Raw genomic sequence first — 12,088 nt, 5'->3', positions numbered from 1 at the left:
AAAAAACCTTATTTTATTACTTTAGTTTCGTTTAGTTTCGTTAATTTTGCTTTAAAGAAACAATAGACAAGAAAAAGAAACAAAAACAACACTATATGAAACGTTCAGAACAGTTATCGAAACTAAAAAGCACTGAAAAGTGGGATGTAATTGTAATAGGTGGTGGAGCAAGTGGTCTTGGAACTGCTCTTGACGCTGCAAGCAGAGGTTATAAAACAGTTTTGGTCGAAGCAGTAGATTTTGCAAAAGGAACTTCAAGCCGAAGCACAAAATTAGTTCATGGTGGCGTACGTTACTTAGAGCAAGGTGATGTACATTTAGTAAAAGAAGCCTTAAAAGAAAGAGGATTGATGGCAAAAAATGCCGGACATTTAGTTAAAAATCAATCTTTTGTTATTCCTAACTACAATTGGTGGGGTGGTTATTTTTACACCATTGGTTTAACCATTTACGATTTACTGGCGGGACGTTTAAGTTTAGGACGCTCAAAATATATTTCGAAAAGGAAAACAATCGAAATGCTTCCTAACGTGCAGGAAAAAGGTTTAACAAGCGGTGTTATTTATCATGACGGACAATTTGATGATTCACGTCTTGCCATAAATATTGCTCAAACTGCTGCCGAAAAAGGTGCTTGTATTGTAAACTACTGTAAAGTTGTTAACTTATTAAAAGACGACAACAATCAGGTTATTGGTGTTCAGGTATTAGATCAGGAAACAGGAGACAAATATGACTTAAAAGGATCTGCTATTATTAATGCAACTGGAGTTTTCACCAATGCAATAATGAAATTAAACGATACCGTTTACAAAAAATATATCGTACCAAGTCAGGGAATTCACTTGGTTTTCGATAAATCATTTTTACCGGGAGATCATGCTTTAATGATTCCTAAAACAAGCGACGGAAGAGTTTTATTCGCCGTGCCATGGCATAACCGAATTGTAGTAGGAACAACTGATACTTTAATTAAAAAACAAAGTTTAGAACCTATCGCTCTTGAAAGCGAAATTGAATTTGTACTGGAAACAGCACAACGCTTTTTAGCAAAAAAACCAACCAGAGCCGATGTTTTATCAGTTTACGCTGGTTTACGTCCTTTGGCAGCACCAAAGGAAGAAGGAAAAAGCACCAAAGAAGTTTCACGAAGCCATAAAATCATAGTTTCTGAAACTGGTTTGATCACCATTACTGGTGGAAAATGGACTACTTACAGAAAAATTGCCGAAGACATTATAGATAAAGCAATCAAAACACGTAAAATACCTGCAAAAGGTTGTAATACAGAACATCTTCCTATTCACGGAAATCAGCCTACAACTACTTTAGACAGAGAAAACCACCTATATATTTATGGTTCAGACATTCCTAAAATACATGAGTTACAACAAAATGAACCTGAACTAAAAGAAAAAGTACATCCTGATCACGAGTTTACCATGGCAGAAGTTGCCTGGGCGATTCGATACGAAATGGCCAGAACTGTAGATGATATTTTAGCAAGACGTGTTCGTTTATTATTCTTAGATGCAAGAGCTGCGGTTCAGTCTTCTGAAAAAATAGCAAGATTACTGGCTAAAGAACTAGGACATGATGAAGCGTGGATCGCTCAGGAAGTTTTAAATTTTAAAGAAATTTCAAAAGGATTTTTTCTATCAGAATTTCGATAAAACGATGCGAATTTCAATAACAGAACTTTATTAACTTAATTATACTATAAACCATGCAAGAAAAATTAATTTTAGCTCTAGACCAGGGAACCACTTCCTCCAGAGCTATTCTTTTTAATCACGAAGGAGAAATTGTAAGCCTATCACAGAAACCATTTAAGCAAATTTTCCCCAAGCCAGGTTGGGTAGAACACGATCCTAACGAAATCTGGTCTTCGCAGATAAGTACAGCTGCCGAAGTAATCGCAAAAGTTGGGATTTCAGGTCGCGAAATCGCAGCAATTGGAATCACCAATCAGCGTGAAACTACTATTGTTTGGGATAGAGAAACCAGCGAACCTATTTATAATGCAATCGTTTGGCAAGATCGAAGAACAGCAAAATTTTGTGACGAATTAAAAGCACAAGGTCATGCTGATATGATTCAGAAAAAAACAGGATTAATCCTTGATGCTTATTTCTCCGGAACAAAAGTAAAATGGATTCTTGATAATGTTCCCGGAGCACGTGAAAAAGCAGAACAAGGAAAACTATGTTTTGGAACTGTAGACACTTGGCTTATCTGGAAACTAACCCGTACCAAGTTATTCATGACTGACGTTTCTAATGCCAGCAGAACGTTATTATTCAACATTCATACTTTAGAATGGGACAATGAATTATTAGAATTATTTGATATCCCAAGAGCAATGCTTCCGGAAGTAAAACAAAGCAGTGAAATTTACGGAGAAACCTGCACTACTCTATTTGCAACAAAAATTCCTATTGCAGGAGTTGCTGGAGATCAGCAGGCTGCTCTTTTTGGCCAATTGTGTACGAGTTCAGGAATGGTAAAAAACACATACGGAACAGGTTGTTTTATGTTAATGAACACGGGAGAAAAACCAATTCAGTCTACAAACAATTTATTGACTACGATTGCCTGGAAAATTAACGGGAAAACGACTTATGCTTTAGAAGGAAGTGTTTTCGTAGGCGGAGCCGCAGTACAATGGTTAAGAGACGGAGCAAAAATGATTGATTCATCCGAAGAAATTGAAGCGCTTGCAGCTAGCGTTCCTGACAACGGAGGTGTATATTTTGTACCGGCATTAACCGGTTTAGGAGCTCCGTATTGGGATCAATATGCCAGAGGTGCGATTGTAGGTATAACAAGAGGAACCACAAATGCTCATATTGCCAGAGCAACTTTAGAAGGAATTGCTTATCAGGTAAATGATTTAGTGAAAGCGATGGAAGCTGATTTTGGCGACAAAGGAAAAGAACTTAGAGTTGACGGAGGCGCTGCTACCAATAATTTATTGATGCAATTTCAATCTGATATTTTTGGTTCTACTGTAACACGACCAAAAACACTTGAAACAACAGCTCTTGGTGCTGCTTATTTGGCAGGACTTGCTGTAGGATATTGGGCAAGCTTAGATGATTTGAAAGAGCAATGGTCTATAGACAAAGTATTTTCGCCAGAAATGGAAGAAAAACAAGTACATACACTTGTAAAAAACTGGGACAAAGCTGTTGGGCGCGCATCAAACTGGATTGAAGAATAACTAAAAACGAACGATATGACTCCTTTTATAGCAGAAATTTTAGGCACCATGGTGATGATTTTATTAGGAAATGGCGTTGTGGCAAACGTTAATCTTAAAGGTACAATTGGTAATAATTCAGGTTGGATAGTCGTTACCAGCGCATGGGCATTTGCCGTGTTTGTAGGTGTAACTATTGCAGGGCCCGTTAGCGGTGCACATTTAAACCCTGTAGTTACTCTTGGTTTAGCACTTATAGGAAAATTTAGTTGGGATTTAGTTCCTACCTATATATTAGGTGAAATGATTGGAGCAATGTTGGGTGCATTTTTAGTATGGTTGTCACATAAAGAGCATTTTGCAGCAACAGAAGATGAAGGCGCGAAACTTGCCTGTTTTTCTACAGGACCGGCCATCAAGAATAATTTATCTAATTTGATAAGCGAAGCAATTGCAACTTTTGTTTTGATATTTTCTATTTTCTACATTGCAGGTCCAAGCTTACAAATTGCAGCTGATACCAACGCAGTAATTGGTTTAGGAACCATAGGCGCACTGCCTGTTGCAATAGTTGTATGGGCAATTGGTCTTTCGTTAGGAGGTACGACCGGATATGCTATAAATCCCGCAAGAGATTTAGGACCACGAATTATGCATGCTATTTTACCCATAAAAGGAAGTAGCAACTGGGGATACGCCTGGATCCCGATTATAGGACCTATAATTGGAGCTTCTTTGGCTGCAGCATTATATCTCAGTCTTAATTAAAAACATCTTCTTTTAATCCATAAATTTTTATGAAAAATCTTTTTTTTTCTATGATAATCTTCATAGGACTAGCTGGCTATGCTCAAGAATCAACGCCGGAAAGTACGGCTAGTAAAGAACCAAGCCGATTAAATTTTAATGTTACGCTTGCAACAAGTCACCTTTGGAGAGGATTAATTATCAGTCCAAGTATGACGGCTATGGGAGATATTCATTATACCTTTGATAAAAACCGAAACTTTTCGGTTGGTGTTTGGGGCGGTAACAGTTTTGATGGTAAATATACTGAGGTAGATTATTACGTTCAGTACAAAAATAAAGGACTAACAATTGGTCTTTGGGATTTATTCAACACTACAAATGTTGAGCATCCGGAAGTTTTTAATTACGATAAAAACACTACGACTCACCTTATTGATTTAAGGACTTCGTATCGTTTTTCGCAGGAATTTCCGTTGCGAATCGAAGCTGATATTATTCTTTATGGAAACGACAAAGAGTTAAACTCTGATGCTAATTATAAAAACAGATATTCGACTTACGTAGAATTAGGATACCCTATTATAAAAAATGACGAAATAACGCTAGATGCTTATGTAGGAGCAGGATTCTCGCTTGACGGAAAAACAAATCTATATATAAAGGATCCGGATCGTAATTTTGGTATCGTAAATACTGGATTGAAAGCTTCTAAAGATATTTCGATATTTCAGTATAAACTTCCGGTTTTTGCAGGCATAATGTGGAATCCTGCTGAAAAATATACTCGTATGCAATTAGGAGTTTCATTATTCTAAAACTGAAACAAATTATTCTATTAAACCCGACACGCCTTTACAGCCTGTCGGGTTTCTTGTTTACGTGAGCCGAATGAGGGATAGAAGCTAACTGCCGAAGCAGTGCGGATAGCCCGACAGCATCCTGATAAGAGGGCGTATACGCGCAAAGTAATTTTGCCCTCTTGTCTGGATGGTGGCATGCCCCTATTATAATTTTAGATTTCTGATTTTAGATTTTAGATTTTAGATTCCTGCATCCTGATTCCTGATGAACCCGACAGGTTTTAAAAACCTGTCGGGTTAGTGCAGACTTTATTGAACATTTATTAAAGCTCTATTTCATCAAAGACAACATTGTTATTAAACAATCGTTAAATATTTATTAGACAATATTTTAAGTAAAAAATTGTACTATTTTTATACTAATTATATAGAGATTATCTATCTCGTTATTTCGCCTTCTTTGAATTAACAAAAAATTAACACGACATTTGTATATACAACTATTAAAAGATATACATTTGTATATACAAATTATACACTTACGACTATGACAATTGAAGAGGTTATAAAAAGTACAGTTAAGATGGATAATGCGAAAAAAGTTATTCTGAATATCATGTACACGCAAAACGTGATTCAGGATCATTTCAACGAGTTGATAAAACCGTATGATTTATCCGGAGAGCAATATAATGTGTTACGTATACTAAGAGGACAAAAAGGAAATCCTGCTAATATGTGTGTCATACAGGAACGTATGCTGGCTAAAACGAGTAATACAACCAGATTAGTTGACAAATTATTACTAAAGGATTTTGTTACACGAAATGTTTGTCCTGGTAACAGACGTAAAATTGAAGTTCTGATCACTCAAAAAGGATTAGACGTGTTAAAAGAATTAGATCCAAAAGTAGATGAACATGAGCGTTTGTTTGCTGAGAATATAAGTCCTGAAGAATTAGAATTATTAAATCAATTATTAGAAAAATACCGAACCCAACAAAATTAATATTTATGAGCACATTATTAGACAATCTAAACTGGAGATATGCAACAAAAAAGTTTGATGCGACTAAAAAAATCTCTTCAGCAGATTTAAATACTTTAAAAGAAGCTGTTAGATTAGCTGCTTCTTCATACGGATTACAACCTTATAAAGTTGTTATCGTAGAAAATCCAGAAATTAGAGAGCAATTAAAAGCTGCTGCTTACGGACAAACTCAAATTACAGATGCTTCTCAAATTTTTATTTTTGCTAACGACTTAAATGCCGGAGCAGAATCTGTAGATGCTTATATTAAAAATATCAGCGAAACAAGAGGAGTTCCTGTTGAGGCTTTAGGGGGATTTGCTGACATGATGAATGGAGTAATTTCAAATTTATCTCAAGATGCTAAAAATATCTGGACAGCAAAACAAACCTATATCGCTTTAGGAACACTATTAGCAGCTGCAGCTGAATTAAAAATCGATGCAACGCCAATGGAAGGATTTAATCCTGCAGCATTCAATGAAATCCTAGGTTTTGACAAACTTGGTTTAAACGCTTCAGTTATTGCTACTGTTGGTTACAGACATGATGAGGACGACGCTCAACATTACAAAAAAGTTAGAAAATCTCACGAAGAATTATTTATCACTATATAATTATTATTAATCTAAAATCAATTTTAAACAACATGAAAAATTTAAAAACAATTGCAATAGCATTATTCGTAGCAGCGGCTAGTATTTCAGTAAATGCTCAAACTAAAAAAATCGACGTAAAAGCATCTACTATCAAATGGGTAGGTAAAAAAGTAACTGGAGAACACTCTGGAACTGTAAACTTTAAAGACGGAGCTGTAGTTTTTAAAGGAAAAAAATTAACTGGTGGATCTTTCACTGTTGATATGACTTCTTTAACTTCTACTGATTTAACTGGAGAATACCAAGGAAAATTGAATGGTCACTTGAAAGCTGACGATTTCTTTGGAACTGATAAATTCCCAACTGCAAAATTAGTTTTCAAAACTATCGGAGCTAAAGCAACTGACGTATATACAGTTACTGCTGACTTAACTATCAAAGGAATTACTAAACCAGTAACTTTTGACATTACTGTAGCTGGAAACACTGCAACTACTGCTTTCAAAGTTGACAGAACTAAATACGATATCAAATACAACTCTGGTAACTTCTTCGAAAACTTAGGAGACAAAACTATCAATGACGATTTTGAATTAGCTGTAGCTTTAAAATTCTAATTTTAAGACTTACTAATTCTTAACAAGAAAACCCCAATAGTTCACTAACTATTGGGGTTTCTTTTTTTATTTATTTTCAAAAACATAACCTCCTTAACAATCACATAACGCTTTCGTAACAACATACAGGACTTTGATTAACATTCGGCTTCTAATTTTGGGGTAATTAAAAAACAAAACTAGAAATTCAAAATCATAGTTATGAAAACAAAAACATGTATTGTCATTATTACTCTTCTAAGCACTTTATTTATACAAGCTCAACAACCTAAAGGAATTATAGGTAACACGAACTGGATGGGCAACTGGACCAATTTTAAGCCAGCCAACACTGAATATAGCGAAGCTACAAACATTATTGCAGGAACAATTGATAAAGATACCAGATTAACAAAACGCAATACTTATCAATTAGTTGGAGTTGTTTATGTAACTAAAAATGCCGTTTTAACCATAGAACCGGGAACAGTTATTCGCGGCGACGATAAAACTTGTGGAACGCTTGTTATCACAAACGGTTCAAAAATTGTGGCCGAAGGTTTAGAAACTGATCCAATTGTTTTTACTTCAAACAAAGAAATTGCAGATAGAAAACCAGGAGATTGGGGCGGAATCATTATACTTGGAAAAGCGCCAATAAATACTATTGGTGGCGTACACACATTACCTTTTGATCTAGAACCAATGTTAAATCATTACGGGGGTCAGGATGCCGAAGATAATTCAGGAATTTTAAAATATGTTCGTATTGAGTATTCCGGTAGAAAATTAAGTGCTGCAAAGGAACTTAACGGACTTTCGTTAGCGGGTGTTGGCAGAAAAACAGTTTTGAGTAATATCCAGATTAGTTTTTCAAACGATGATTCTTTCGAATGTTATGGCGGAGATTTGAATATGAACAATCTTGTTTCTTACAGAACTACAGATGATGACTTCGATTTTACACAAGGAGCTCAGATTAATATAAATAACAGCATTGCTATTCGTCACCCATTTTCTTCTGATGTTTCAGGATCCAGATGTTTTGAAGTAGATTCTTATGATAAAATAGGAAATACGGATATGACTAAAAAATTGACTAAAATAAATGCCAGCAATATTACTTTGGTAAATTTAGAAGAAAATAACCAAGGCCTTGTTAGAGAATCTGTTTATGTAAGAGAAGACACTTTTTTTACTTTATCTAATAGTATTGTTTCCGGCTTTACTCCTTTTGCTTTGCTGGAAGGTAATATTGGAAATGGAGAAGCTAATCTAGCTAAAATCGCATTCAAAAACTTAATCATTAATAATTGTAATGGCGGAATTACGAGTGAAGCCGGAGGAGCTAATCCAACAATTCAGAAATATTATACTAATCCTGATTTTGAAATAAATTTTACCAGAATTAAAAATAGTGAATTGTTTGCAATGCCTAATATCAAAGGGAATCCTGATTTTAGAATGAACCAAAACAATACTTTGGCAATTGGAAATTAAGTATTTAAAAACATTTAACATTCAAATAATTTAACAAAATTGAATATAAATAAAAGATTTTTTTTACAATTTATGTATTGTAATTCAAATTACATTTATATATTTGTGAAATCAAAATAAGATATGAAAACAATAATAAACAATACTTGGTGGTGGAAGAATTTACGTCAAACGTCGTGAACTAAGCTTCCTATGGTATTGTAAAACTATAAAATATAAAAGGCTTGTCATCACGACAAGCCTTTTTTTTTGGCCAAAACTCAAGTGAAAAATATATTATAAATTAAAAAACAACATACTTTGAAACCATTTATACTCAACACACATTACAAACAAATTCTGGCAGATACGATTACGCCGGTAAGTACTTATTTTAAAATCAGAGATAAATTTCCAAATAGTCTATTATTAGAAAGTAGTGATTATCATGGCAATGACAATAGTTTCTCGTATATCTGCTGTAATCCGATTGCGACAATTAAAATTGAAAACGAAATTATCTCCAAAACTTTTCCTGACGGATCAACAGAGCAAATTGCCATTGATGCTTCGACAGATATCCCTGAGGTAATTCAGAAGTTTTCAAGCCAGTTTAAGTCAGAGAAAAATGATTTTAAATTCATCAACAATGGTTTATTTGGATATATTTCTTACGATGCGGTTCGCTATTTCGAGAAGGTTTCAATCGCTAAAAAAGATAGTGCAACTTTAATCCCAGATGTCTTTTATGCAGTTTACCAAAACATTATTGCTATTAATCACTTCAAAAATGAGGCATACATTTTTTGCCATAGTGTAGACGGAAGAAACAATATTGCCGAAATTGAGCAATTGCTACAATCCAGAAATATTGCCTCATATAAATTCACTAAAGAAGGCGAAGGTTTCTCTAACTTAACAGATGAAGAATTTAAACACAATGTGGCTTTAGCCAAAAAACACTGTTTCCGCGGAGACGTGTTTCAATTGGTATTATCACGTCGTTTTACACAAGGATTTAAAGGTGATGAATTCAACGTTTACAGAGCTTTAAGAAGTATAAATCCATCTCCTTATTTGTTCTTTTTTGATTATGGAGATTTCAAAATATTTGGGTCTTCGCCCGAAGCACAAATTATCGTAAAAAACAGAAAAGCCGAGATTCACCCAATCGCAGGAACTTTTAAAAGAACCGGAAATGATGAGCATGACGCAGTTTTGGCCAAACAACTTTCTGAAGATAAAAAAGAAAACAGCGAACACGTAATGTTAGTCGATTTGGCGAGAAACGATTTAAGTCGTAACGGACATGATGTAAATGTAGAGAAATACAGAGAAGTTCAGTTTTTCTCGCATGTAATTCACTTGGTTTCTAAAGTTACTGGACATTTACATGAAAAAGCTACAACAATGCAGGTTGTTGCAGACACTTTTCCGGCAGGAACTTTAAGCGGTGCTCCAAAACACAGAGCAATGCAATTGATAGAAGATTACGAAAAAACAAATCGTAATTTTTACGGCGGTGCAATTGGCTTCATGGATTTTGAAGGCAACTTTAATCACGCGATTATGATTCGAACTTTCCTTAGTAAAAACCATCAGTTACATTCTCAGGCAGGAGCAGGAATCGTAGCAAGTTCAGACGAAGAAAGCGAAATGCAGGAAGTGTATAATAAATTAAGAGCATTGAATACAGCACTTGAAATGGCGGAGAAGATTTAGTATTTAGTCACTCCCGATAGCTATCGGGATCAGTCGCAGTCGCAGGGACATAGAATGAGATGCAATATGTCTTCCGAGGTTGAAACCTCGGGCAAGGTTTAAAAAATAATCTATATAAACATAGCCGACGGTTTCAACCGTCGGAACAAAGATTAGCAAGATCTGAAACAATTAACAAACAAACCATAAAAACCACAAAACCATAAATCATGAAAAAAGCAATTTCAATTTTAGTTTTAATCATTACTATCACCTCTTGTAATTCGGAAAAAAAGGAAATCCCAATAGCTGGAACCTGGCGTTTGATATCAGCAGAAACAACAGAAAAAGATTCAACGTTCTCGACTTTCAATTCCAAAACAAAAATGATTAAAATTATAAACGATACTCATTTTGCTTTTTTCAATCATGATTTAAATAACGGAAAAGATTCGACAAATGCAGTATTCTTTGGCGGAGGCGGAAAATATACTTTGAAAGATAGTATTTATACAGAAAATCTCGAGTTTTTCAACAATCGTCAATGGGAAAATGGAAAATTTGAGTTTACAGTAAAAATTAAAAATGACACGCTAACTCAAAAAGGAATCGAAAAAGTAGAAAAATTAGGAATCGACCGCATTATTACAGAAAAATACGTTCGAGAAAAATAAAAAATAGTTTCAAGTTTCTGGTTTAAAGTTTCAAGTGTTGAAACCTGAAACAAAGAAAACTTGAAACCTGAAACAAAACAAAAGACATGAAAAAAATATTAGTTATAGACAATTACGATAGTTTCACTTATAATTTAGTACACTATTTAGAAGATTTAAATTGCGAAGTTACTGTTTACAGAAACGACGAATTCGAAATTGATGAAATCGCTTCTTTCGATAAAATACTACTTTCTCCAGGTCCTGGAATTCCGGATGAAGCAGGTTTGCTAAAAGCAGTAATCGCAAAATATGCACCAACAAAAAGTATTTTAGGCGTTTGTTTAGGACAACAAGCAATTGGAGAAGTTTTTGGAGGAACACTTTCAAACCTTGATAAAGTATATCACGGTGTTGCAACAAATGTAAAAACAGTAGTTTCAGACGAAATTTTGTTCGAAGGTTTAGGCAATGAATTCGAAGTTGGTCGTTACCATTCCTGGGTTGTTGACGCAGATTTACCCGAAGTTCTTGAAGCAACCTCAATAGATGAAAACGGACAAATTATGTCGCTAAGACACAAAACTTTTGATGTAAGAGGGGTTCAGTTTCATCCGGAAAGTGTTTTGACTCCAAAAGGAAAATTAATTTTAGAAAACTGGATCAATAGTTAGATGTTAGTCAAAAGTTTTAAAGTCGAAAGTCATAAAGTCCATATTATAGCTTATTCTTTCCTTCTTTAAAACAAAAAATATCTAATAACAAATATCACAAATCAGAAGACTTTAAGACCTTCGACTTTAGACTTTAAGACTCAAAAAAATGATAACTATTTCAGAAACTAAAGAAATCAACATTGAAGACATTTTGGTTTTATACAAAGCAAACGAATGGAGTTCAGCAAATAAACCAAACGAATTATATAATGCTCTTTTAAATTCAGAAACATTAATTACGGCTTGGGAAGAAAAGAAATTGGTGGGACTTGGCAATGCAATTTCTGATGGATTCTTAACGGTTTATTACCCGCATTTATTAGTGCTTCCGGAATATCAGGGAAAAGGAATTGGAAAATTGATCATGGATAAAATGCAGGAGAAATACAGTCACTTTCATATGCAAATGCTAACCGCCGACGGAAGATCTGTTGATTTCTATAAGAAAAATGGATTTGAAAGAGCCGGAAAAACAGAGCCCATGTGGATTTATCAGGGAGATGAACATTGAAAAAGTAAACGCAGTCGCAGTTTTTAGTCTCAGTTACAGTTTTCAGAAAAA

At 34.6% G+C, this 12,088-nt stretch carries 12 protein-coding genes; all 12 read left to right on the top strand.

The window, feature by feature from the left end; genetic code table 11:
* Window positions 1-95 precede the first annotated feature (95 nt).
* The 12 genes from ASF10_RS18845 to ASF10_RS18790 all read left to right on the top strand — a co-directional run bounded on the left by ASF10_RS18845 (window position 96) and on the right by ASF10_RS18790 (window position 12,037).
* Window positions 96-1,673, top strand: a complete 1,578-nt coding sequence (locus tag ASF10_RS18845) for a glycerol-3-phosphate dehydrogenase/oxidase (RefSeq protein ID WP_056252600.1) — start codon at window positions 96-98, stop codon at window positions 1,671-1,673.
* A 53-nt stretch (window positions 1,674-1,726) separates the two neighbouring features.
* Window positions 1,727-3,223: a glycerol kinase GlpK gene (gene glpK, locus ASF10_RS18840; RefSeq protein WP_056252596.1), complete on the top strand. Its 1,497-nt coding sequence runs from the start codon at window positions 1,727-1,729 to the stop codon at window positions 3,221-3,223.
* Between the two features lie 15 nt (window positions 3,224-3,238).
* Window positions 3,239-3,970 (top strand): MIP/aquaporin family protein, encoded by a 732-nt coding sequence (locus tag ASF10_RS18835; protein WP_056252594.1) that lies wholly within the window; start codon window positions 3,239-3,241, stop codon window positions 3,968-3,970.
* A gap of 50 nt (window positions 3,971-4,020) precedes the next feature.
* The gene (locus ASF10_RS18830) at window positions 4,021-4,767 is read left to right on the top strand and encodes a hypothetical protein (RefSeq protein WP_241774987.1); all 747 of its coding nucleotides are present in this window, start codon (window positions 4,021-4,023) and stop codon (window positions 4,765-4,767) included.
* 532 nt (window positions 4,768-5,299) lie between these two features.
* Window positions 5,300-5,761, top strand: a complete 462-nt coding sequence (locus tag ASF10_RS18825) for a MarR family winged helix-turn-helix transcriptional regulator (RefSeq protein ID WP_056252588.1) — start codon at window positions 5,300-5,302, stop codon at window positions 5,759-5,761.
* Window positions 5,762-5,766: 5 nt separating this feature from the next.
* Window positions 5,767-6,399, top strand: a complete 633-nt coding sequence (locus ASF10_RS18820) for an NAD(P)H-dependent oxidoreductase (RefSeq protein ID WP_056252585.1) — start codon at window positions 5,767-5,769, stop codon at window positions 6,397-6,399.
* Window positions 6,400-6,431: 32 nt separating this feature from the next.
* Window positions 6,432-6,998, top strand: a complete 567-nt coding sequence (locus ASF10_RS18815; protein WP_056252582.1) for a YceI family protein — start codon at window positions 6,432-6,434, stop codon at window positions 6,996-6,998.
* Between the two features lie 201 nt (window positions 6,999-7,199).
* Window positions 7,200-8,477: a hypothetical protein gene (locus ASF10_RS18810; RefSeq protein WP_056252579.1), complete on the top strand. Its 1,278-nt coding sequence runs from the start codon at window positions 7,200-7,202 to the stop codon at window positions 8,475-8,477.
* 300 nt (window positions 8,478-8,777) lie between these two features.
* A complete protein-coding gene (locus ASF10_RS18805; protein ID WP_056252577.1) occupies window positions 8,778-10,178 on the top strand; it encodes an anthranilate synthase component I family protein in 1,401 nt (466 codons plus the stop codon).
* Between the two features lie 209 nt (window positions 10,179-10,387).
* Window positions 10,388-10,831 carry a hypothetical protein gene (locus tag ASF10_RS18800; protein ID WP_056252575.1) on the top strand — a complete coding sequence of 148 codons (444 nt, stop codon included), beginning with the start codon at window positions 10,388-10,390 and terminating at the stop codon, window positions 10,829-10,831.
* A gap of 86 nt (window positions 10,832-10,917) precedes the next feature.
* Window positions 10,918-11,484, top strand: a complete 567-nt coding sequence (locus ASF10_RS18795) for an anthranilate synthase component II (protein ID WP_056252572.1) — start codon at window positions 10,918-10,920, stop codon at window positions 11,482-11,484.
* A 148-nt stretch (window positions 11,485-11,632) separates the two neighbouring features.
* Window positions 11,633-12,037 carry a GNAT family N-acetyltransferase gene (locus ASF10_RS18790; protein WP_056252570.1) on the top strand — a complete coding sequence of 135 codons (405 nt, stop codon included), beginning with the start codon at window positions 11,633-11,635 and terminating at the stop codon, window positions 12,035-12,037.
* The last annotated feature ends 51 nt before the right edge of the window (window positions 12,038-12,088 follow it).

The sequence above is a fragment of the Flavobacterium sp. Leaf82 genome (genome assembly GCF_001422725.1).
Lineage (GTDB): Bacteria > Bacteroidota > Bacteroidia > Flavobacteriales > Flavobacteriaceae > Flavobacterium.
The sequence above is the reverse complement of the archived record's forward strand: the minus strand, read 5'-3'. Positions and strand labels throughout refer to the sequence as shown.